This is a genomic window from Methylophaga sp. (assembly GCF_030651745.1).
On sequence record NZ_JAUSCC010000122.1, the window covers coordinates 1 to 24,311 of the forward strand.

Annotated in this window: 21 protein-coding genes; 1 reads left to right on the plus strand and 20 read right to left on the minus strand. The window is 43.7% G+C overall.

Annotated features, from left to right (window positions below; all coding sequences use genetic code 11):
* Positions 1–137 precede the first annotated feature (137 nt).
* The 17 genes from Q7V21_RS14000 to Q7V21_RS14080 form a co-directional block, all read right to left on the minus strand.
* A complete protein-coding gene (locus tag Q7V21_RS14000) occupies positions 138–602 on the minus strand; it encodes a hypothetical protein (RefSeq protein ID WP_304917884.1) in 465 nt (154 codons plus the stop codon).
* Between the two features lie 20 nt (positions 603–622).
* Positions 623–1,897 (minus strand): DUF1173 family protein, encoded by a 1,275-nt coding sequence (locus Q7V21_RS14005; RefSeq protein WP_304917885.1) that lies wholly within the window; start codon positions 1,895–1,897, stop codon positions 623–625.
* Between the two features lie 142 nt (positions 1,898–2,039).
* Complete coding sequence (locus Q7V21_RS14010) at positions 2,040–2,831, minus strand: hypothetical protein (protein ID WP_304917886.1); 792 nt, start codon at positions 2,829–2,831, stop codon at positions 2,040–2,042.
* Positions 2,824–3,840, minus strand: coding sequence for an AAA family ATPase (locus tag Q7V21_RS14015; RefSeq protein WP_304917887.1), 1,017 nt, complete (start codon positions 3,838–3,840; stop codon positions 2,824–2,826). The genes Q7V21_RS14010 and Q7V21_RS14015 overlap by 8 nt, the downstream gene beginning before the upstream one ends.
* An 85-nt stretch (positions 3,841–3,925) precedes the next feature.
* Positions 3,926–4,213: a hypothetical protein gene (locus tag Q7V21_RS14020; protein WP_304917888.1), complete on the minus strand. Its 288-nt coding sequence runs from the start codon at positions 4,211–4,213 to the stop codon at positions 3,926–3,928.
* Between the two features lie 11 nt (positions 4,214–4,224).
* On the minus strand, positions 4,225–5,076 hold the full coding sequence (locus Q7V21_RS14025; protein ID WP_304917889.1) for a PD-(D/E)XK nuclease family protein: 852 nt from the start codon (positions 5,074–5,076) through the stop codon (positions 4,225–4,227).
* The gene (locus tag Q7V21_RS14030) at positions 5,073–5,348 is read right to left on the minus strand and encodes a hypothetical protein (RefSeq protein ID WP_226069779.1); all 276 of its coding nucleotides are present in this window, start codon (positions 5,346–5,348) and stop codon (positions 5,073–5,075) included. Before Q7V21_RS14030 ends, Q7V21_RS14025 begins: the two co-directional genes overlap by 4 nt.
* 845 nt (positions 5,349–6,193) lie before the next feature.
* Entirely contained in the window at positions 6,194–6,829 is a 636-nt protein-coding gene (locus Q7V21_RS14035) for a hypothetical protein (protein WP_304917890.1), read from the minus strand.
* Positions 6,830–7,053: 224 nt separating this feature from the next.
* The gene (locus tag Q7V21_RS14040) at positions 7,054–7,845 is read right to left on the minus strand and encodes a hypothetical protein (RefSeq protein WP_304917891.1); all 792 of its coding nucleotides are present in this window, start codon (positions 7,843–7,845) and stop codon (positions 7,054–7,056) included.
* Between the two features lie 11 nt (positions 7,846–7,856).
* A complete protein-coding gene (locus Q7V21_RS14045) occupies positions 7,857–8,294 on the minus strand; it encodes a single-stranded DNA-binding protein (protein ID WP_264177802.1) in 438 nt (145 codons plus the stop codon).
* 220 nt (positions 8,295–8,514) lie between these two features.
* Positions 8,515–9,321 carry a hypothetical protein gene (locus Q7V21_RS14050; RefSeq protein WP_304917892.1) on the minus strand — a complete coding sequence of 269 codons (807 nt, stop codon included), beginning with the start codon at positions 9,319–9,321 and terminating at the stop codon, positions 8,515–8,517.
* Positions 9,322–9,751: 430 nt separating this feature from the next.
* Positions 9,752–10,165 carry a hypothetical protein gene (locus Q7V21_RS14055; RefSeq protein ID WP_226069776.1) on the minus strand — a complete coding sequence of 138 codons (414 nt, stop codon included), beginning with the start codon at positions 10,163–10,165 and terminating at the stop codon, positions 9,752–9,754.
* Between the two features lie 298 nt (positions 10,166–10,463).
* Complete coding sequence (locus tag Q7V21_RS14060; RefSeq protein WP_304917893.1) at positions 10,464–13,562, minus strand: type I restriction endonuclease subunit R; 3,099 nt, start codon at positions 13,560–13,562, stop codon at positions 10,464–10,466.
* Positions 13,563–13,569: 7 nt separating this feature from the next.
* On the minus strand, positions 13,570–14,559 hold the full coding sequence (gene rhuM, locus Q7V21_RS14065; RefSeq protein ID WP_304917894.1) for a virulence protein RhuM/Fic/DOC family protein: 990 nt from the start codon (positions 14,557–14,559) through the stop codon (positions 13,570–13,572).
* A 164-nt stretch (positions 14,560–14,723) separates the two neighbouring features.
* The gene (locus Q7V21_RS14070; protein WP_304917895.1) at positions 14,724–15,965 is read right to left on the minus strand and encodes a restriction endonuclease subunit S; all 1,242 of its coding nucleotides are present in this window, start codon (positions 15,963–15,965) and stop codon (positions 14,724–14,726) included.
* Positions 15,966–15,976: 11 nt separating this feature from the next.
* Positions 15,977–17,527, minus strand: a complete 1,551-nt coding sequence (locus Q7V21_RS14075; RefSeq protein ID WP_304917896.1) for a type I restriction-modification system subunit M — start codon at positions 17,525–17,527, stop codon at positions 15,977–15,979.
* 58 nt (positions 17,528–17,585) lie between these two features.
* The gene (locus Q7V21_RS14080) at positions 17,586–18,245 is read right to left on the minus strand and encodes a hypothetical protein (RefSeq protein ID WP_304917897.1); all 660 of its coding nucleotides are present in this window, start codon (positions 18,243–18,245) and stop codon (positions 17,586–17,588) included.
* Positions 18,246–18,375: 130 nt separating this feature from the next.
* Between Q7V21_RS14080 and Q7V21_RS14085 the strand changes: the two genes are divergently transcribed.
* Positions 18,376–18,897 carry a hypothetical protein gene (locus tag Q7V21_RS14085; protein ID WP_304917898.1) on the plus strand — a complete coding sequence of 174 codons (522 nt, stop codon included), beginning with the start codon at positions 18,376–18,378 and terminating at the stop codon, positions 18,895–18,897.
* A gap of 103 nt (positions 18,898–19,000) precedes the next feature.
* Here Q7V21_RS14085 and Q7V21_RS14090 read toward each other — a convergent pair whose 3' ends face one another.
* From Q7V21_RS14090 to Q7V21_RS14100, 3 genes are all read right to left on the minus strand, one after another.
* A complete protein-coding gene (locus Q7V21_RS14090; protein WP_304917899.1) occupies positions 19,001–20,578 on the minus strand; it encodes a methyl-accepting chemotaxis protein in 1,578 nt (525 codons plus the stop codon).
* A gap of 79 nt (positions 20,579–20,657) precedes the next feature.
* Positions 20,658–21,920 (minus strand): PAS domain-containing protein, encoded by a 1,263-nt coding sequence (locus tag Q7V21_RS14095; RefSeq protein WP_304917900.1) that lies wholly within the window; start codon positions 21,918–21,920, stop codon positions 20,658–20,660.
* A gap of 13 nt (positions 21,921–21,933) precedes the next feature.
* Complete coding sequence (locus tag Q7V21_RS14100; protein WP_304917901.1) at positions 21,934–24,228, minus strand: bifunctional diguanylate cyclase/phosphodiesterase; 2,295 nt, start codon at positions 24,226–24,228, stop codon at positions 21,934–21,936.
* Between the last annotated feature and the right edge of the window lie 83 nt (positions 24,229–24,311).

Below are 24,311 nucleotides of genomic sequence, written 5' to 3' on the forward strand. Positions count from 1 at the left end.
GGGACACGCCCGTTGCGCCTGTGAAGTGAGCGACGCAGTAATGTCGCCAGCAGCAGGAACCCACCGAAGCAACTCATTGCGGCGCGATGCCGGGATGAGCGCCGTAGGAATCTCCGGCCTTTAGGCCGGGGAGGATGTCAATTGTCACGCCATTTGCCATAATTATCAATGCGATTCATCATCCAATCGTCTTCATCTTGCTTTTCAAACGAATAAGGATTGTCATTGTTGCCACCTCCATAGCTACTGCGTGATGAAACCATCGCCTTTGCGAACCAGATAAGCAACATAAAAGCCACCGTAGCCGCCACCTCAACGACCTTTTCTATAACTTTTCTGGGTTTGGGATGCTTTGCGGTGGCGAGAATGCATACAAATCCAGCGGTTAGGCCAATGTAAAAGAGTATTTGAAGAGCTTTCGGGTAGCCCGCTACATGGGAGATGGCCAGTAGCAATATATTGAATGCTGCAAGCCACCAGACAGGTTTCTTCAGTTTGCGAAACCTACTGCCTTGCGGTGTCATTTTCTGCAGACGGTAATAACAATAACTGCTACCCAAAGCGAGCACTGATAGAGCGATAAACAGCGATGTTTTTTCCATGTGTAACCCTGATTTTTGGCTTAGATTTTGTCAGTGCGGGTTGCTGGTGGTGCTGGCAAGACTGGAATACTTTCACCTTGCTTTTCCATATCCCAGATCCAGTACTTGCCATACTTCTCTTTCCATCGCTCTTTTGATTGATGACGTTGCTCAATGACCGTTTCTGAAGCAAACGTTCGGAAGATGGCCATTGGCAGTATTGCATTGGGGTTATCCACCAGCAGATAGTCTGGAAATACAGATTCTTTAGAACCATCGTAGCGCATGGTCTTAATGAACTTATGCCCTTCCATGACGAGTTTTTCTGTCAACAACCGGTCTTGTTCAAAATACGTCGGTATCATATGGATGTCGGTTATCAGAAAGCCGATATCCTGAATATGCAGAACCTCATCAATATCACGACTCACGATCATCAATGTGTAGACCAGGCGCGGATCGTTTACATCACTTAGTATCTCTACAACAGGACCATTGTTGAGTTTTTTGAGTACGTGCTGAGATCCCCAATATTTCACCGACTCACTTTGATGACGGAGTGTAATCGCCACTGACTTCTCTTGTGCTGAGATTTTACGAATCCCCCCGACCACCATCATGTACTTAGTGACGGTACTGGTTTTGGTCATGATGCGTTTAAATGCCTCTTTTCTTCGAGCATCAATGGCGTCTTTTTGAGATTCGTTAAAATGTTCAGGTATATACAAGACATCTGCAACGTTAATACGCTTGGTATTGAGTCTTTGTGCGACATCCAAGAGACGGGTTCTGGCCACTGCCCAAATACGCCGATTATTAAAGCCTGGATGCCAACGGTTCAGTTCTGCCTCCTCCCACATCAAAGCAAGCAGGCCTGTCAAAGACATGGCTTCTCGTTTAGCCGTGGGTGATTTCGGTCTTGGTGGCACCATTGCGTCGATATCTCTGGCTTCTTTAGGTGATCTATCGACAATCTTATGTGCCAGTGGTGCAAGGATCTTTAATGACAACGTGCCATCATTTTTCGGCTTAATGACATCACTTTCGTATGTGATTCTGCCACTATCTTCTTTTTCCATCTCAAACGATGGGCATTCAGGTGAATGTAGTGTTCCGGTACCCGGATTGCGAGCAAGGTAATAGCGAGTTCGATGTGCGATATACATAGGCGGCATCTTGTCAGTACATTCACATCTTGGGCTGACCTCTCTGGCCTTATAGGTGGCTAGTATTCGCTGTGCTTCGGCTTCATTATCCGTCAGCCAGTCACGGGTATATGCTGTTTCGTGGTCAAAACGAATTCGGATAGGACTCATAAGAATGCCTCAATTGGATTAATTCACTATGCACTCTATAGGTCTATCTCACTGATTTGAATCAATAACCGGATATTGGTCCAAGCCGGTTATCGTTACAAACAAAAAAGCCGCTCCCCTAGGGGAACGGCTCAATTGAAAGTTAAAAACAAATAGCTGCCGGCGTACTGACAGCCTCCTGAGATAAAATCTGAACTGGTTTGGCGATTATGCCAATTGCCTGTGCGACTTCACGAACATAGCTTCTCGGTAATTCCAATCCTTCAACAAAGTCAGCCGGTAGGCCTCGCTTGCTTGGCATCAGATCCCGATCATTTTGCCCTTTAGACGCTACGGCTGTAACGCTGCCATCGGGAAGCTTTTTCGATAAACCCACCAGCAGCAAAAGCTGTAGTGAGTAATCGATCTTGCCACCCCCCATGACTTTCCCCCCTGATAGGAAGCTTAATCCAGCATCTCTTGCGATTTGCCAGCCTCCCGTTGGAAGCAAGCCATCACACGAAATGATGGCTCCTTTCAGGTTTGCGTCATATTCAGCCGATATCGGCAATATATTAAAGCCAGTGTCGAAGCTGTATTCCACAATGTCATCAACCAGTGATTTCAATGCGGTTTCCACTTCCACCTCGTCCAACTCAGACAAACTCCACGTTGCTTGCTCGATATCCTGAGCTAACGTGACATTGCCTTTGTCGTCGATACGCGCCTTACCAATCAGTGAGTAACCTTCACTCAGCTTTTGGCTTGAACGCTGAATCAGCTCGCTCCTCGCATCCGTGCCAAGGTCTAATTTAAGCACCCTGGTACGAAGCTTGGAGCCGGTCTTACCAAACATAACGGTAAGTTCGTTTCCTGCTGAGGCTTTAATGGCCCAGTCTTTTGTCCCTTGACCAGCTGGACTGTCGTTTCGGTAGAGATCATACAAATCAGTCATTGAATGATTTACCTCCATTTCCAGTCGTTGCTTGAGCAGAACCACTTGTCCAGGCATCACCGATGTGCAATTCAGCAACTTCGATAATGGCCGCTCGGGTTGGTCGGTCAGCTACATTAAGTAGTGCCCGGTTCAACGCGTATGCAATAGGTGAATCTTCTATTGCACGGCCAAACCCGTGATAAGCTTTGGTCATATGTCCCCAGCGTAAAAGCGTCCGTGTACTCATGGTCAACGGTATCCGGTTTTCCCCTTCGGTGTGCAGATTGCGAATGTCATTTGCAACATCAACCATCTTTTCGCACAGCTCGTCGGATAAATCCGGTTCCACTGATTTCAGAATGCCTACTTCCACTTCTTTTTCCGGGTAGCCCACGGATACTTTCCAGAAACGATCAACAAATGCCAGGTCTTGCTTATTGGCATTACTGTAATCATCACTAGCACCGGCCATGTTCGTATTACCTGTTGCTGCAAAACAAAATGCATCGTCAGGTTTTACGACATGATGACCAGCTGCATCCAGAACCAAAGGACGCCCTGCTAATACTTCGTACAGTCCAGTTAAGACTGCATCATCTGCTCGGTCAATCTCATTGAGCACCAGTATTCCAGGTTCATTTTCTGCACCCATCGCCAGTGGCACAACACCATACATAAATACAGTGTCTCCACCGACGATTTCAGTACGGCCCATCAGAACGTCAAACTCCATGCCTTCATATATCGTTTTTTCATACATCGGTATATTCAGTAATGCACAAAAGTTCACTAAAGCAGCCGATTTACCCGCACCCGTGGGTCCGAACAAATACATGCCGTCTTTATTGACGCCTGCCAGGTTCATGTTCCACCAGACCATCAGATCTCGTAAAACACCTTTGTCAAAACGATAATTAGCTTCAGCGACTGGAACATACTGTGAACCCGGTTCGTACCCAGTAATAAATTGTCCCTTTGCTGCCTCGATGCCAAATGTTAAACCGATATCGTATTGCATTGTTTTCATGTGCTATCTCCAAAATGAAATAACACCACCCCCGAAGGGGTGGTGGTATAAAACCACCCCAAGGGGTGAAACGATTTCTAACTATTCACATAGCCAGATATTTTTTAATTGAGTCGCGATTCGCTTCCGGATCTTCGATCCCTATCACCTTGCAACAGGTTGCAAAGCTAAAGGGGCGATTATCATCAACGATGGGTTCGTCCAACCAAGCCATTAACTCCTGCCACTGCTCGCCTCCGCGAACAGAATCACGCATTTGCTCAATGCTTCGGATGTAGAACTCTTCGTGCAGCCCCTCAATAAGCTCCTCGGTAATATCCCAAGATTCTTTGTTGAGGGGAAGGAGATCGAGATCCAATGCTAATTGCATCATTTCTCGTCCTCCTACGCTGCTAACTGCAGAGCAACTTTCGCTCTATCTGGAATCTCCAAATCTTCAGTGCATCCCTCACTGCATAACCGGTTAAAGTCACACATTGAACAAGGACTGTTAAAGGCTCCAAGCGGGCTGCGGTTAAACCGCCCATTGTTGTAGTCGTTAACAAACCACTGACAGGTCTGAATGTATTCCGAGACTCGATCTGACGATCTGCGGTCAACGATTTGGGGTGAATGGATAACCGGGTCTTTTTTCTTGTGCAAGCACATGAAACCAACCTGGTCGGTCTGTTCTATCCCTAACGTCTGCGCATGACTATCTACGAGCAGCTGATACGCCGTTAACTGATCGGATTGGCGAACATACAAATCATCATAGGCAACACCGGTTGTTTTGATGTCGATAATGATGACTCTGCCAAGCTGATCCATAGCGATTAAATCCAGATAACCCCGCAATTTAACTTTCGGTGCTAACTGAACTGCGAGGTCAACCTGCAATGCAGGTTGACCATCTGGCATGATAAAAACCATCAGCTCAGACTCCTCCCACGCAGCTGGAAACTTCCCAGCCATCGCAGCACCCATGTCTTTCAGCTTTTGCTCCGACTGTGTAGACGAATACTCAAGTGAAATTGATGACTGCTTTTTCCAATGTCTTAGAAAGACATCTTCAATAGAAGAAATCCGATTCCCCAGCGTGACTGCCTTTAAGTAATCCATCACGGTGTCATCCACCGCTTTACCGAAAGCAAGGTTTGCTGAAGTAACTTTTGGTCTTATACCCAACTTGTAGTGGTACCAGACCTGCTTCATGCAAGTCTGACCCTTCTGAACTCGGCTAGGACTGAGAATCATTGCTCACTCCTTTGCCACAAAATCCGCTTCTCTTCGAGGAAAGCATGCGAATATTTTTTAGCTCGTTTTTGTTGGGATCTGCTGAAAAGGTTATAGCCCACGACTTTGCGTGCCTTTTCGAGAATGATTACTAACTTGTCACCCGCCCACATGGCGCGAGTAACATGGTCGTCCTTCTGATCTACACGGGATACTTTAAATTCTGCATTAGCACCCGCTTGTTTGATGATCTCTTGCAGGACTTCATCACGTCTCAGCGTCTTAAACTTCATTTGTGCCTCCTTGAATTGAAAATCCTTCGGAATGGCACAGACAAAGCTATCCCTACAGGGCAGTTTGTGTGCCCTGAAGGGTGATTGAGTGCTGATTAAACGGTCAGCAAGCCGCTTTCAATCGACAAATAAATGTCGATCAGAAACCTTTGGTCTGGAGGCACGAAAAAAACGTACAGACGTGCAGACACACAAAAGATTTCTGCGTGAAAAATTTAACTTCAATCGGATTTGCTCTTTCGAGCTGAGAGTACGGCCAGTGGACGTATCTTATTGAGCCTGGCGGGAGCCAAGAATCGCAGGAAGCGATATTTGGATACGAAAATACCAATTTAACAGATGGGTGTCAACGCCTTGGATCACGTTGCTCATTATTTAACCAGCGGACTTTCTTTTCGACTGGCCAACGTCCTTATGTGGTTACTGACAGACTTATCCACAGAAAATGTGAATGAAATATGACCGATAGGAAAGAACACAGCTTGGAGGCCGATTCACAACAGCGCAAAGCTGGTTAAGAACGCTTAAAGATCCAAAACGATAAATACATTTGAACAGCCCATTTGTGGCTGATTTTAAATGAGGTATCAATGGATAATAACAATAAAAAACTAGTACGAAATAAACGCTGGTTCATCGTAATCAAGTTGAGTTGGAAGCTGTACCAGTACTATCGTGATGTTGGTCTAATTGACTATTGGATGTCTGCTTCAGACTGATATTGCTGTAAAAAGCCCCCCCCTACTGATATTAATCAGTAGGGGGGGCTTTTTCAATTGTGTAATGATTTTTACACTAAGATTTCTGATATCTAGGCCAAAGTAGTAATGGCAACTATTTTTTGATTATCGGTAGTATATTTCGCACGTTCCAAAAGCAAATGATGATGAGTCACCATAATATCCGTCTTCTACTTCATCATTCCAAGTGCCTGCATATGAATATGTGAATCTACCAGTAGCAAGATTAAATTGAAATGTTTTCGCGTAATCGCCTATATGGCAATTGATAGAAGCATAGTTATTGTTTTTCACTGCATCGCAATGATCTCCCCTTAAATATGTAATAGCATCATTGGGGTCTTCGCTGGGTTCACGAAAAAAATAGGAGCCTTCTTCTATTGTCAAAGTGCTAATTACTTGCTTATTCAAAAAATCCTTTTCTAGTTCGTTTCTCCTGAGAACTTCCACTTCTTGACTTGATAGACCTTTCTTTTGATTTATTTTATGCGCAGTGGCTACTTTCAGCATATCTGGTATGACTTTTTCAGGAATATTTGAAATGTGTACCAAGAAAAACTCTTCATCAACTATGAATTTACCGAGTTCATGGCCAGTAGCACTATGATTAAATCCGCCTTTTTCATCAGCGACACACTTATAGTCGTGTTTAAAGAGACTATTTGATTGATAGTCCTCTGAGAGTGCCGGGGTAGCAAGTAAGTAGAGAGCTATGATTGCAAGATTCTTATATTTGAACATTCATCAGTCCTTGATCCTATGGAGAAGCAACACCTTATAATTCGTGATTATCCAGATTTATCTACATATTTACTAGGACTCACACTTAAGGTAAACACCTAACTAAACTTAAAATCAGTCTTGTTACTTTTTTCAAGTGTTCGCTGTATAAAGTAAATGTTCAATTTATGGGATTATTAAATGAAAAAACCCCTACTGATAAATTCAGTAGGGGTTTAGTTTTTTCAAGTGAGTAAAGGTAAACCTTTCAGATGTAACAGTGCATTGCGAAACTCTTCAACAGTATTCACAACAGGGCAATCTACACCCTTCACTCTGGCCAATGATTCAAGCTGGCGTCGTTGTGCGGGCTGGACCTTGGTCGGGTCTGCTTTTACACCGCGACTGGTGCTTGTGTCATTTGTCTGTCGTTGTTGGACAGGCGTGGCCGGTTCCGACTGCTCCGTAGAACTGACGGTCTTAGTCTCGGCAGATTCAGCAGGTTTTGACTCGCTGCGAGGTGTTTCCACTACCACAGGTTGCATTACCACTGTCTGACTTTGACTAGGCGCATCACTTACAGTATCAAAGGCAAGGCCTTGGGAATTCATGTCATTGTCTTCATCTGAATCAAAGACATCGCCACCAAATCCCAAACGAGCGAGTAATCGTTGAAAAGCTGCCGTCTCACCGGATTCGTAATCTTTAAGATTCCAAATTGGTTTGATTGCAGAACTCTCCGCGACCACGTTGCCATCTTTGTCCACTAATTGCGACTTGAAGACAACTTTACGCTCTTCCATCAGCTCCTTAATATGCTGTTCAGGAAGCTTCCCTTGTGCTGCCAGTGCAATGCACAGCTCCTTTCGGCCCTGTGCAAAGTCCAGGTAATCAGTGGAATGAGCCAATACGCGATAGCCTTTATCTGGACCATATACCTTTAAAAACTCAGGTACACGGGCAGAGACTTTCACATACTGATTCGTTTCACCGTTTTGATTTTGGATATGAACTACTTTTGAGTTAGTTGCAGCCATGATGTGCCTCCTTAACCGTAGTAGTCTTCACCGCTACCGTAATCACCCGGATTGTAATCCATATCGTTATGGCCACCAGCTGGTGGTGGCATATCTCCTGCAGATGAGCCTGCATTCGATTTGCTGTCCAACATGGTCATTTCAGATGCGACAATTTCAGTGGTATAAACATCATTACCACCTTTATCTTGCCATTTACGCGTCTGAATACGCCCTTCGATATAGACCTGTGCGCCTTTCTTCAGGTACTGCTGTGCAATTTCACCTAACTTATTACGCAGAATTACCCGATGCCATTCCGTTCTTTCCTGTCGTTCGCCTGTTTGTTTGTCTCTCCAGGACTCAGAGGTTGCAATTCGCAGATTGCAGATACTGCCACCTGTTGGAAATGCACGAGACTCCGGATCAACACCCAGACGACCAACTAAAATCACTTTATTGACTGACATAAACTTCTCCTAAAAAGGGTTTCCTACACTCCCATTGAGGGCAGGACTTGAATTACAGTGTTCAACCTTGGTCAAACACCCATGAGAGCAGTAATTAACGCTACTGCTTAACGTTTCAGCCTGAATAACAAGTATTCAGCGCAGAAACCCTTTTCTTAGTCGCACTGATTAACAATGCATCTAAAAAAAGAGTCGCCGCAAGGGCAACTCTTTAGGACTCTCAGCCAACCTCCAATACATGTGAAAAACTACGTTCATTGGATGACTTATTGCTATTTAACGACACTACATTTACATACGGCATAACATTAATGCGTTTGTCCATGTAGAAGTGAGTTTCATAACGGCTCAACAACACGTAAGCGATATACGCGCTCAAATTGTCGAGTCGATACTCAGTCATGCCTGTCATAGAGGTTTGGGGTTCGAGCAATGCCTTCAGCTTGATGGCAAGTCGTGATAAATCCTTCACCATATCTGCTGAGAGCAAAGCACATAGCCCATCCAATATTTCAGGGTTATGACCTTCCAGCCAGATACTGACAGGACGTTTACGACCTTCAACCATTGGCTCTGAGATCTTGATGGTGAAAACCGTTTGCGTGTACGGATTTAAGACATCCACACTCCAGATATCTCCCTTATGCTGCTGACGCAGTTCGGGAGTATCCGTCATCATAAAATCACCTCTATACAGAAGTAGTTTTGCAATGGCGCTTACTTGGCCTTTCATCATCTGCTTTTCACCCGTAGGTGGAAAAGCCATTCTGAAACCGATGCCGGCAACACCCGCCAGCATGTTCAGTTTTTCCTGTACTTTGTCTGGCATCTCTTGCTGAAGGTCGAGTGTTAGCACCTTCGCAAACAGCGCCAAATCGTCATTAGTCTTGCCATCGCTTGCCATAAACCAAACTTGAGTTGGCGTATTGTTTTGCTCTGTCAAAAATAGACGACACGGCTCAGCACTCGGAATATCGAATGTCCAAGCATCTTTACCTAAAGCGGGAAAATCTTCGTGATTGCTCATTTGACGCTCCTTTAAAACAAAAAAGGGGCCAAATGACATTATCCGCCCAGGGCCGATATTCATCTGACCCCGAGGGTAGTGTTGTGAGCAGTTTAGATCACAACGATTGAGTGTCGGTTAGTGCCGACGTTCACTTCACAAGCAACATGAAAATTGCTTGAAAAAACCTTATGGCAAAATCATCCCGCAGGAAGGCTTTGCGATAAGGCCTAAACTTTCTTAAAAAACTATTGGGAACTACATTTCAAATGTCTGTCCTCCGTAGAAGACAGACTCTTTTGTGAAATACTTTGAGGAGTATTGATACATCCGTAGACATATCTAATTGAGAGCAGAAAGTTCGTTCTGCTAGCGATTCAGTCTGCAAATAATTACAGACGAGAATGGTTTCATTCTGGAGGAGTGTTTTTCAGTTGTCAAGCAGTAGATATTATTCGCGTCTGCGACTTGGCTCACCTGCTTGAACAACTCTTGGCCACCGGGCATGAATTTGATTATCTTCTAATTCTGGCTCTAGCGTCACGACATACACTCGTCGTTCATTGCTGTTCATTGCTCTTGCCACCAACCCCTGTATAAACTGCCCTTTTTGCAAGTCATACCAATGCCCATGACCTTCAAAGTCTTTCTCCATAAAGCTTAACGCCGGTATTTTTACGGGAATGGGGTGATATTTCTCCCAAATGCCGCCATAGATCGATTCCAGTTTTGCCCAGCCGGTAGCGGGTAGCACTCCCTCCTGATTAAGCCTTCTTCCCCAGGGCAGTAAAACCACTTCACCATTTCTCAGAACGGGCAGGACGGCTTTAGGATTCGCAAAGTACATCCGCATAGTCTCGTTCATGAACTAGCTGATCTGCATCCAACATCTAGTCCAACTTTAACTTAGTAATGCCCGTAGTTTTTGAATCAATTTGTCGGATGGTAGCGGCATCGATTGGTTTGAATATCAAGCGGCATGGAGGTTAAAGACAGTCCCTCGATTTTTGTATTGTGAAATTATTGTTGTCTACTCCACCATATTGCTTACCAGAATAAATGAGCAATATGCCTGACAAAAAAGATGAAAAAACCATAGTTCCATCCATGAACCAATCCCCCGCCATCTATAAATCTTAATTATGATTTCATTAGCTTCTTAGCTAAACTTTGCCACCTACGCCTTTAAACTTTTCAACAAACGCGGCGATCTTCTGAAATACACTTTGCTTCTTGGTGAGGTACTGCGGATTCAGCGGACTCATTTTTGGGAGAATGGTATTCAGCTCAGTTCCATTATCGCTGGCGTACTCGCGTTTGAGTGATGTGGTGATGTAGCGCTTGGCTGCTTCTATGTTCAGGCTCTCCTGGTTTATAAGCTCATCAGCCTCCCGCTGCTGCTCTGCTTGGGCAAAAGCAAAGAAGGCTTCAATTACGCCAGACTTATCACCCAGCTCATCGAGGTTGGTCTGATTGATAAAATCGACCACAAGGCTCTCTTTAGCGCGATTACCAAGACTGGCTCTTATCACCCGTCGCACTTCTTCAACCAGTTCAGCTTTGCTTGTGGTTTTCTTGTTGTGCTCGAAGATGAGTTCCAGAATATAGTCGAGATTAATTTCCTGAGATTTAAGCAGGTCGATCTCAAACACCACGTCATCCCAGTCAATCTTAGACTTGGATTGCTCTTCCCCTGCCTTCTCACGGCGCAGCCAGTCTCGTATATCGTTGTAGGTTGATCGGTAATCCTGGACTTTACGCTCAGCCGGCATTCTGATGGTCTGCAGCGCGGCAAAATCCTCATCATTAAGGTAATGCTCAGCCTTAAATGCTACGACCGCTTGTGGATCGCTTATGTCTACATCTTGCAACGCTTTCAGGCTGGCAAACTCATCATAGTTTTGCAGGATGTTTTCAACGCGCAGATATTCACCAAAGAGTTTGGCAAATTCTTTTTTGTCGGCCTCTTTTTCAATGTTGGCTGGGTCTGGAAACTTCTGCTCCAAGTCATGCACCACATCCATAAAGCCGCGTCGGGCCTCACCGGTGACGGCGTCGGTAAACCCTTCCATGTATTCTGTGTAGCTTTTCTCCAGTACTACGTTTTTGGTGTTGCTATTACCAAATAACGTAATGGCATCCACGGTGGCTTTTTCCAAATCGCGGAATGTGACGATATTGCCAAAGGTCTTGGTCGCATCATAAATGCGGTTAGTGCGCGAGAAGGCTTGCATCAGGCCGTGATAGCGCAGGTTTTTATCAACAAACAAGGTATTAAGTGTCGGCGCATCAAAGCCAGTTAGGAACATGCCCACGACAATCAACAGGTCGATTTCTTTATCCTTAACCCGTTTGGCCAAGTCACGGTAATAGTTTTGAAAGCCATTGCTGTCTACGCTGAAGCTGGTTTTGAAATAAGCGTTATAGTCAGCTATTGCCGCGTTTAAAAACTCTTTGGCGCTGCTGTTCATAGCTGAGACATCAAAGCTCTCATCAGGTATGGCGCCCACCATATTCTGCTCCTCGTTGGCTGCAAACGAGAAGATAGTGGCGATTTTCAGTGGTTTCTCACTGTCTTTCTGAAGATTATTCAGGGACTCATAGTAGAGCTTGGCAGCTTCAACACTGCTCACCGCAAACATGGCATTAAAGCCCTTGGCACCAGGTTGCAGTCGATGAGTTTTCTGGCGATAGTTTTTCAGAATATATTCAGAAATTTCACGAATTCGCTCAGGGTGTTGCAAGGCTTCCCTGTTTTCTGCAGCATTGAGTTTTTGTTCATCCTGCTCAGTTTCAATGGCCTTAAACTTCACTCGGACATCGTTGTAGTCCACCTTGAATTTGAGCACTTTTTCATCTCGGATAGCATCAGTGATGACGTAAGAATGTAATTCCTTGCCAAAGACACTGGCGGTCGTTTCAGAACCGGATGCGTTCTCAGGGAAGATAGGCGTACCAGTAAAACCAAACTGATAATACTTTTTGAATTTCTTTTTTAGATTTTTCTGGGCTTCTCCGAACTGACTGCGATGACATTCATCGAATATAAACACTACCTGTTTGTTATATACGGGCAGGTCGCCCTCGCTTTTCATCAGATTGTTCAGTTTCTGAATGGTGGTGACGATGATTTTGTTGTCATCTTTGTCTAAGTTTCGCTTTAAACCTGCAGTGCTGTCAGAGCCATTGACGCTATCAGGTGAAAAGCGCTGGTACTCCTTCATGGTTTGATAATCAAGGTCTTTGCGATCTACAACAAAAAACACCTTGTCGATAAAGGGAAGTTCTTTAGCCAGACGCGCTGCTTTGAAGCTGGTCAGGGTTTTGCCAGAGCCCGTGGTATGCCAGATAAAACCGCCACTTTCAGGCTCACTCCATTTTTTGGCTTCAAACGAGCTGTTTATCTTCCACAAGATCCGCTCAGTGGCCGCGATTTGATACGGACGCATGACAAGCAGCGTATCGCTGGTATCAAATACTGAATAATGCAACAGCACCTTTAGCAGCACGTTTTTCTGGAAGAAAGTGGCGGTGAAGTCTTTGAGGTCCTTAATCAGGCTGTTATCAGATTTTGCCCAATTCATGGTGAAATCGAAGCTGTTTTTGTTGCGCTGGGTGGTGTTGGCGAAATAGCGGGTGTCGGTGCCATTGGAAATCACAAACAGCTGCAGGTACTTATACAGTGAATTATCACTGTTAAAGCTCTCTTTGCTATAACGATGCACCTGATTAAAGGCTTCACGTATCGCCACACCGCGTTTTTTCAGTTCAATCTGTACCAGTGGCAGGCCATTGACCAGAATAGTGACATCGTATCGGTTGGCGTGACTGCCAACTTGCTCGAATTGCTTGATAACCTGCACTTTATTTCGCGCCACATTCTTTTTGTCGAGCAGGTAGATATTTTGAATACGACCATCATCAAACGTGAAGTCGTGGATGTAGTCATCATGAATTTTGCGGGTTTTGTCGGTGATACCGTCACTGGGTTTATCAAGAAAGGTTTCGACAAAGCGCAACCATTCACCGCTTGAAAAGGTGACGTTATTGAGCGTTTGTATTTGCTCGCGAACATTGGCCAGCATGGTCTCAGGATTGGTCAGCTTTGGCAGGTATTCATAGCCTTGATTGACCAAATCCTGAATCAGCTCACGCTCTAAGTCACCTTCGCTTTGGTAGCTTTCAACCGCATCCCATTCCCTGGTGTATTTTTCGAGTACGATGAAATTCTTTGACTCGGCGATGGTTTTATATTCGCTCATGTCTTCCTCAGTTATCCGTTTTTAGCAGAATAAAATGCTCAATCAGCCTAATCATCAGCTCTTTCTGAACCGGTTGGCTTTCCGCCACTAGCAAGGCCAGTGCTACCAGCGTGTTGTCATTAATCAATTCTTCAACTGGCTTGGCTAGCAGATGCTGGTTAATTCGCAAATACCACAAAAACAAAAAAGAACCGCTGCGTTTATTACCGTCGGCCAAAGGGTGATTCTTAATCACAAAGTAAAGCAAATGAGCAGCACGACTCGCGACATTAGGGTAAAACAGATTGTCACCAAAACCTTGCTCGATGGTAGCCAGCGCTGAAGCTAGGCCTTCTCCTCGGAGCTGGCCGAAGAGTTCAGTGGCTTCGCCCTTAGCAATTAGCGTTCTCTTGAGCTGACCAATAGCGGCCAATGCGTCATCCAGCATCAGCGCATGCATATCGCCTTGTTTGTTGGATAGTGCTTGCAGACTTTGTTCATCGTAACCCTGCAACAGGCTCCAACTGCGCGCATAATCGTTAATGACAGCCAGCACAGCTTCGCCCTCATCACTCACTAACTGTTGGTTTGCAAGGGTACGAGAAAGCAGAGCAATCGCTTGTTCAAACTCAACGCCCCGTTCTTGCAATCGGCGCTGGTTAAGCGTGTAACCTTCAACAAGATGTTGCTTTAACGTGCGTGTAGCCCATTGCCGGAATTGCGTTGCACGCGCTGAGTTCACACGATAACCCACGGAAATAATGGCATCGAGATTGTAGAGCTTGGTTTTGTATTTTTGCCCGTGATCTGCCATATGTTCCAAAATGGAACATGTGTCTTTTTCAGCCAATTCAGCGGCTTTGTAGATGTTGCTTAAATGCTTTGTAATCGCTGGCCGTTTTGTACCAAACAATTCAGCCATTTGCGCCTGTGAAAGCCAAACCGTTTCGTTCTCAAGCGCAACGTTCAGCTCAAGCTTCCCGTCATCGGTTTGGTAAATCTCAATATTGCTGGTCAACGGAAACTCCTTTTCCTTGAATGTGATTAAATCGACTAACGATTTGAACTGGTAAGCAATCCTTAGAAGTTGCAGTTAGCAACCAGTTTTCTGTACGGCTAAGATCCTCAATCGCTTGGTAAGCAAAGTGTAATCGGGTCACTTTACCTTGCGACATCAACATATCAAGCGGCCTGCTCGTCTGGTTTTTGAAAGCTTAACAATAAATCACGGTAATACTCGTACTGCTTTTGCCGCAACTCGATTTCGCGGGGCAGGCCTTCGGTGATGGAGTTGGTGAGGGCGTCGAACTTATCTAGGATGGATGCGATTCGCTTTTGTCTGGAAAGGGTAGGAATAGGTATTGGCAATGTCTTAATGATGTCTGCATTCAAGTTACTTACCGACCCACTATTGATTTTACTTGTCCAATAATTTTGCACTTTGTTTGATGATAGGTAATGGTATAGGTAATCAGAATTAAGCTTTTGCCCGAAATCGCTAATTGAAGCCCATCCATCATGAATGGCTCCCTTTATACCAAGAATGTAGGGTCTTCCAAAACTCATTGAGTTGGACATAATAAAATCACCTTTATTCAAAATCCGTGACTTTTTCGCACCCTCAAGTGTGACCCGTTGTGCAGTGCCATTGACATACTTTGAGCCTGGGATAGTGTCACCTATCTTGATCCATGGCACGCCATCTTGCTCTTCAGTTATATACTTAGATATTGGCCTAGGTGATGCTCCTCGCTGAATTTTCGTCACATCCCCCAACGCCCTCCACTCAACCTCACCCTCCTCAAACGTCAACAACTTATCCCGATAGTAGTTATATTGTTTTTTTCGCATGCTAAGCTCGGCGGTCAGCTCGGCGGTCAGCTCGGTGAAGGTGTCCAGTATGCGAACGATTTCGGCTTGGATTTCTAGCGATTTTTTGGGGTTTTCTGGGCAGGGTATCGGGATTTGGAATTCTTTTACCTTCGCATCCGATATTGCTGGGTATGCCGACCCGCTTTGATTCTCTTCAAGATAGTTTTTAAATTCACCTGACGAAATCAAATGCAAAATCCATTTTGGTAAAACTTCTTCCTTTTTTACACGTAAAACACAATATCCCGTGCTGGCAACCTCACCATTATATTCATCTCCGATCAAACAATAGCGCATTTGAGTAGGGCGAGTGGTTGCAAAGATTACATCATCTTTTTTTACAAGCTTTTGAGCACGACTTGGAGCATTATTAGGAGCGATCACTGATGTATCTGTAATTTGTTTTGTTTCAATACTTACAGAGGTTAGGTCGATATATTGATAACTTCGTATGGCGTCTCGCCACCTGATATTGCTGGTACGCAAGGTAACCTCGCTGATAGGCTTCCACTCAACCTCAATCCCATCCAGGAGTTTTTCCATAAAACTCATGCTGCTCATCCTTAAGCCTCCCCACCTTCAATCTCAGCCACAATGGCATCAATATCCATTCGCAGCTGGTCGATTTTTTTGACGGTGGTTTTAAGCTCTGCATTAAGCGTTGTGATGTCGATGACTTCACGGGTATCTAATGCTTCAACATAGCTGCTGACTGAGAGGTTGAAGTCGTTGGCAGCAATGTCTTCAAATGGCACTGACTTGGCCAGATGGTCAACATTTTCCTTGCTGTCGAACACGTCCATGATTTTCTGAATGTGCTCATCAGTGAGTGTGTTGTTATTGGTCTCTTTCTTAAACAAACCGCTGGCATCAATAAACTGCGTGGTGGTATCACTCTTATGTTTTGAGAGCACCAGAATCGTGACGGCGATGGTAGTGCCATAAAACAGATTTGGCGCCAGTGAGATAACCGTTTCGACATAGTTGTTATCCACCAGATACTTTCTGATTTTCTGCTCGGCACCACCACGATAGAAAATGCCGGGGAAACAGACAATCGCTGCACGACCTCTGCTGGAAAGATAACTCAGTGCATGTAATACAAATGCAAAGTCGGCTTTGGATTTAGGCGCTAATACGCCAGCAGGGGCAAAGCGTTCATCATTAATCAGCGTGGGGTCATCTGAGCCAATCCATTTCACGCTATAAGGCGGATTGGAGACGATGGCATCAAACGGCTTATCTTCACCAAAGTGCGGATCAGTCAGGGTATTGCCCAGCATCATATTGAACTTGTCATAGTTGATGTTGTGCAAAAACATATTCATCCGCGCCAGGTTATAAGTGGTGTGGTTGATTTCCTGACCGAAAAAGCCTTCTTCAATGATGTGGGCATCAAAATGCTTTTTGGCTTGTAAAAGCAGTGAACCAGAACCCGCAGCTGGGTCATAAATCTTATTGACACTGGTTTGCTTATGCATGGCGAGCTGTGCAATCAACCTGGAAACATGCTGCGGGGTGAAAAACTCACCACCAGATTTACCGGCATTGGCTGCATAGTTTGAGATCAAGAACTCATACGCATCACCAAACAAATCAATCTGACTGCCTTCAAAGTCACCAAAATCTAATGCCGCGACACCCTTGAGGACTGCTGCAAGACGGGTGTTTTTATCTTTAACAGTATTACCCAGACGGTTACTGGTGGTATCAAAATCAGCAAACAGGCCTTTAATGTCCGGCTCGGACGGATAACCATTGGCAGAGGATTCAATCGCAGCAAAGATATTGGCCAAATCAGTATTCAAGCTTTCGTTTGTATTGGCACCTTTGGCGATATTGGCAAACAACTGGCTTGGATAGATGAAATAGCCTTTGGTCTTGATGGCATCGTCTTTGATGTCACCAGTAATGACCTCATCACCCAGCAAGGCATAATGCACGCTGTCATCGCCACCCTCAATGTAGCTGGCAAAGTTTTCGCTGATAAAGCGATAAAACAACGTACCGAGCACATATTGCTTGAAGTCCCAGCCATCCACTGAGCCGCGAACATCATTGGCAATTTGCCAGATTTGTCTTTGGAGGGCGGCGCGTTGTTGGGTGCTTGTCATACTGTTTTCCTGTTGTAATGTAATTAATACGTTATTTTTGTTGTTGTTTAGTCTTTACTTACTCTATTTTCTGTAGCTTGGACTGCTTTATTGCCCAGATATACATTTTCTGAAAATCGGGCATGGACTCTCTACCCTTTTCAATTTCCTCTAAGAGCTGCTCTGGTTGTTGGCGTGCCAGTTCATGTGAAGCTAGACAAAGATACCGGTACCGACCATCTACCTTGTCCATTACTATCCATCCGTCGGTGTTTTCTTTTTCATTCTCGGCTCGTTCTTCCAACGTCCCCGATACTAATTCGTGTGTAAGTGCTGAGATTTGCTCTGGTGATGGTGATTGACCTTCTGTAATGCCATATTTTTCAAATATAGATATTCTTTTTTCATCACTTTGATTGGCCAGGCCTCGTTGAAGGTTTTGAACTATGGACGCTGTATCATGAAAGTGGGCCTTAAATAGCCCATCCAATGACTGCTGTTGGCGGAAAGCTGAAACGCGACGCCTTGCTTCTGAAGGCACATTCTCTATGCTCTCAATGGCATTTAACACGGACAGAAAATCAACTCCCTGCTCCGAAGACTGAGCGAGTGATACTAATTGCATCACCAGATATCCTGAAATAAGCGAATCGCCTAATCCAAGGCGATGAAGATCCAGACAAACGAGCTTTACAAAAGGCATCAGGTCGTCCGTGTTGGAGTCGTATTCAGCTGACATTAACCACTCATTCTCTTTGTCTTGTTTGTCTAAATCTAATTCAGTCTAAATTATATCGAAACGCTTGTCTGAGCTTGTTAGAATGCCCATCCTTAAAATAGCATCAATATCACTAAGAGTATCATTACACATGCGTGACAGAAATTTTCTCCCTAAGGTCGTCTTGGCAAGTCTTTTACTGGTAACCCCTCATTTGCACGCGGCAACATGGGAGTATAAGAGTACTGACGACCCCATGACGGATGAGCCTATTTATGAAGCCGTGATTTTAAGTGACAACCAAGTTGACGTCAGCTTTAATAGAAAAGCGACCCTATCAGTGATAACGCGCTTTCACCCACGAAATGGTTGGAATATTGAATTTACCATTGATAATGATCAGATCTCATGTTTGGGCAGTTGCTCCGTAACAATTCGCTTAGATAATGAGAAGGCGACCAATCACAGTATTGAAAAGGTATTTAACGTGAAAGGATATGTCTATAGAGTGAGAAACAATGCTGAAAAGGTAGCTGAAGGTATGTTCAGAGCAAAAAAAATATTGGTAGAGCTTGAGATTTTTGAACAAGGCGCACAGTTATTCAGGTTTGAAACAAATACTTTTGACTATGGCCTTTTCCCCCATAAACCCGGTGAAAAAGAAAAGCGATAAAGTAGCTCTTCCAGGATATGAGGCGCAGTTGATTAATATTTTGACCCTCAGTCAACCCCCAGCCTTTAAGAGCAGGGTTTCCCACGCAATGAGATGAAATTATCTATGAACGAAATCTGCGGATCATATTGCTTAAATTATAAGATTCCTGAGCAAGATTCTTGGCATTATTACTGGATGCTGAAGAGCTGTTTGCAACGGCTTCTGCATCAGAATTAATTTTGACAATATTTTCATTCATATTTTCACTAACAGCACTTTGTTCTTCAACTGCTGTGGCAATCATGGTTGCTAAATCGTTCAACTCTCGAATTTTCCCCGTAATCGCTGTCACTGAGTCAATAGATTGTTCAACACTTTGACTGCTTTCACTAGCGGTTACTTTAAGCCTGTCCGTACTTGAAATTGTGCTGGTCATTGCACTGTTAAGTTTCTCTATGAGACCTGCAATTTCATTAGTAGATTCTTGTGTTCTACTGGCAAGGCTTCTGACTTCAGCCGCAACAACAGCAAAGCCGCGACCATGATCCCCCGCTCTTGCCGCTTCAATTGCCGCATTGAGCGCAAGTAAATTCGTCTGCTCAGCGACATTAGAAATTACACCAATAACCGGCGTAATGGCCTTTGTGCTAATGTTTAACTGATTGATCATTCCAACAATCTCGTCAAATGCCTCATCCATAGCGGCTAAACCATCTTTAGCTGTAAGTGACAGTGTTGAGGTGTTTTTTGCTAACTCATCTACTTCAGAGGCTTTTGTTGCTGCATTGCTAGCACTTTGCGCTACTTCATAGATGCTGGCTGACATCTCGGTCATTGCTGTTGCAACCTGATCCGTTTGATCTGCTTGGGAGAGCATTGATTTAGTGATTTCCGACTGAGCATTAAATGTTTGCGATGCTTCACTCTCAACTTTTTGCGATGTATCACTCATCATGCATAAAACAGTTCGTAATTTTGCGTTAAGAATCTTTGAATGCAGGCTCAGTTGACCAATTTCATCATCATTACCGGTGTATATCATTGCCATCAATGGATTGTCGATTTGTGATTTTGCTTCTGCCAGTGCTGAATCCAAACGCTTGAAAACAAATGGCCTCAAAGCAAAAAAACATAAAGCACCGGCGAACAAACCAGTCATTGCTGCGATCGTCGGTGGTATAAACGCCATACCAAAAAAGCTTATAGCAGCTGTGATAACTAATGCCGATAAAGAGGTCAAAGTGACTCGGCCTTTTAACGTCAAACGCTGAAACCAGTTGCCCAGTTTTGGCTTTTTCCCAGCATTTAGTGCATCGTAGACTTGTTGAGCTCGTTGAATCGTTTTGGTGTCGGGTTTTGCTCTGACAGACTCATAGCCGATGAGAGTATTGTTTTCAAATATAGGAGTCACATAGGCATCGACCCAGTAATAAGCTCCTTTTTTAGTACGATTTTTGACCATTCCCATCCAATGTTTGCCAGACTTGAGATTACTCCACATGTCTGCAAATGCTGCCGAAGGCATATCTGGATGACGAATAACATTATGATTTTTATGTAGTAGTTCTTCTGATTCAAAGCCACTGACGTTTTGGAAAGCGTTGTTAAAGCTGGTTATAATGCCTTTAAGATCTGTCGTGGAAATCAATTCCTCATCAAAGAGGACTTCTTCATTATGTATAGGCAGATTTTTCTTCATGAACAGAATTCTTTGTTGTTTGTTATAAAATTTTTAGCAATATCCATGCCTTTGAGCATGATTGTTTAGAATTAATGAGCTAACCACTCTTTACAATTCTATTGCGTCCCTCAGCTTTAGCTTGATAAAGAGCAATATCTGCTCTTTTAATAAGCTCATGAGGCATTTCTTTAGTAACTTTTTGTGCTAAGCCAACAGAAACAGTAATTTTGCCAACTTTAGGATGAGAAATTTTTGAAATAGTGTTGCAGCATCGCTCTATCATTATGCTTGCACTTGCTAGGCTGCATTGGTTCATGACGATTACGAATTCCTCCCCACCCCATCTCACGACAAAGTCAGTTGAGCGCACGGAATTTATCATGGCTGTAGCGACTAGTTGAATTATTTCATCACCAGTGTCGTGGCCCCATGTATCGTTGACTCTCTTGAAATAATCAATATCGATAATTGCCAGTGAGATAGGGCCGTTATCGCCATTTGAAACAAAAAGGTGTTCAAGTTCTCTTTCGCCTTGCCCTCGGGTAAGAGCACCAGTCAGTGAGTCTTTTCGTGTTTCTTCACGAAAAGCCATTTCTTCCTCGACCCATTTCGTCATATCTTTACTGATACTGACATAATTATTCACATCACCATTATCGTCCAGAATTGGAGTGATCGTTTGTTCCTGGTGATAGAGCTCACCATTTTTATTTTTGTTGATAAAAGTCGCTCGGAATGTTTTGCCCGACAATATCGTATGCCAAAGCTTTTTGTAGAAGTCTTTGGCATGTTCTCCAGATTTGAGTATGGATGGTCTTTGCCCGATCATCTCATCTTTTGAATAACCTGTTAGGCGCAAAAAAGCCTCATTAACAAACTCAATTTTGGCTTTATTATCGGTAATAAATACGGCATCGTCTGTAACGTTGAATGCTGAGGTCAGCAACTCATTATATTTATCAGCTAGTTTCTGATTAGAAATGTCTTGCTGTATGGAAAGGTAGCATTCGACCTTTCCGCTACTACCTAATATTGGACTAATCGTCCATTCAACATAATAAGGCTCACCATCCTTTCGGTAGTTAATAGTGGATCCCTGAAAATTTCTACCTGTTTTCAGACATGCTCTCAAATCATCAATAACGACTTTACTGGTTCCGGGACCTTGCAATATTCGTGGATCTTTACCAATCAACTCTTCTAGGGAATAACCCGTTAACTTACAGAATGCCCAGTTTGCGTAGATAATAGGATGATCTCCATGGTCGTTTTGAGATTGCGTAATTAAAACAGCATTGAAAGCTTGTTCAACTGCAGCTTCAAAAAACTTACCTTGATTATCCGCAGGTAGATTACTCAACTAGACCACCTCATTATTTCCACTTTGTAATTAATGATTCAATGTCCTCTGCTTGTAAGGGCTTTGCAAAAAGATAGCCTTGAAATTTTTTACAATTCATTTCCATGAGTTTTTGTTTCTGTGCCTCGGTTTCAACCCCCTCAGCTATAACGCTCATGTTAAGACTTTGGCCGAGACGAATAATACTCACAACGATTGCTTCACTCTCGTTACTAGTTATCAAATCGCTTACAAAAGATTGATCAATTTTTAATTCATCGATTGGCAGCCTCTTTAGATAGGACAATGATGAAAACCCCGTGCCAAAATCATCAAGAGAAATCATGACACCGAGTGCCTTAATTTTTGCCATTTTGTCGATGATGATATTGTAGTCTTCCACAAGTATCGATTCAGTCAATTCCAACTTCAGGCGGTTCGGCTGGATGCATGATTCTGTAATTTCACCCTGGATTTTTTCAATAAAATTATGCTGCATGAATTGTTTGAGACTTACATTCACCGATAGTGTCAGATTCTCAAAGTCAGGCTTAGATGACCATATGGCTAATCGTCGGCAGGCAATCTTTATTACCCAGTCGCCTATTTGGTTAATCAGTCCGGTTTTTTCGGCAATGGGAATAAAATCGGCAGGAGAGATAATGCCTTCATCTGGATCTTGCCATCTGATTAGTACCTCTGCTCCAGTAGGCGTATTTTTCTCATTAATCTGCATTTGATAAGTCAGGAAAAGTTGATCTGGAATAGCTTCTCTTAACCTGGCTTCAAGTTTGAATCGATTTTCTACCCTTGACTGCATATCCTCATTGAAAAAAGCGATCTGAGCTGTATCAAGAGTTTTAGATTCGTAAATAGCCATTTCAACTTGTTTCAAGATTTCATTCGATGTTGTTACACGCGGCTGAAAAACGGTAATGCCAACACGAATCTCGGGCCTATACTGAAAATCATTTACTAAAATAGGTTCAGCAGATCTTGTTACCAGCAATTCAGCCAGATGATGAGCGTTGTATGCCGCATCATCAGTATCGTTGCCGATGTTATTTGCCAGAATGGCAAAAACGTCTCCACCATATCTGGCAACAGAAATATGCTGGGATGTCATCGCTAGTCTAGAGCTGAATTCTTCGAGTATGACATCACCAATGTTATGGCCCATTGCTGAGTTAAGCGTTTTAAAATTCTTTAAATCCACAAATATTAGTGCCGCGAACTTGCTCGAATGATTTGCAGAGTCGATTAATTCCTTAAGCATAGACATCATTGATGACTTGTTAGGGAGGTGAGTCAATGCGTCATAATGAGATAAATGATCGATTTGCCGACGCGCCTGTTTTAAATCACTTACATCATTGAACGACGCAATGTAGTTTGTGACATTCCCTCTCTCATCTTTAACTACGTTGATACGCAGCCATTCTGGAAACTCTTGACCATTCTTTCTTTTATTCCATATTTCGCCTTGCCAGTAGCCTTTTTCGTGGATATTGCGCCACATTTCTCGGTAAAAGTCGGCAGATTGACGGCCAGATTTCAGAATAGATGGGTCCTGACCAATCACCTCGTTTTGAGAGTAACCTGTGATAGTAGAGAAAGCGCGATTAACTCTGACTATTTTTTTATCAGTGCTGGTTATCATTTTCGCTTCATTTGAGTCAAAAGCGGTTGCTGCAATCCTTAGTTCGTGCTCGGTTTCTTTTTGCTTGGTAATATCTATTACAACACCGCTAAACCGCATGGCCACACCTTTAGAATCCCTCTCGGTAGCTAGTCCTTTAGCCAAAAGCCATTTGGTTTTGTGTCCAGGGCAACTAACACGATGTTCACATTCAAATTTATCTGTTAATCCATCAATGTGATCATTGATAGCTTTTTGAAGTCCTGTTACATCATCGGTATGGACAATATTCAACCAGGTTTCAAGTTTGTTATTGATGCCACCGCATTGTTCTAATAGGCTCGACCAATTACCGGCATAATCGTAGATTTTTTCATTGAGTCGCCAATCCCATAATCCGTCACCGGCTCTATCAAGTGCGAAATGCCATCTTTCTTCAATGGCGATTTGTTGTTGCATCGCCTTACTAGAATCGATAAAAAACTTTCGGGTGAGTGCGTACAGAAGCAGTGCCGTTAAAATAACAAAGCCCCAGCCTTTAATGATGTTTAGCCAATGAAGAGTTTGTTTGTCAAACGGTAAACTGTTGAGAAGTCTGTCAGATAACAGAATCCAGAGAATAGAGACGAACGCGTATATGGCTGCAATTTTGAACGCATTTCTGTTGATGCTGAGATAAGTTTTTTTCAAGGCTTAGAACACACATTACGTAAAATTAGTTATTAGATATATCTGCTAGGTGTTTGTTTCAAATGGATGTAAATACTCGACTT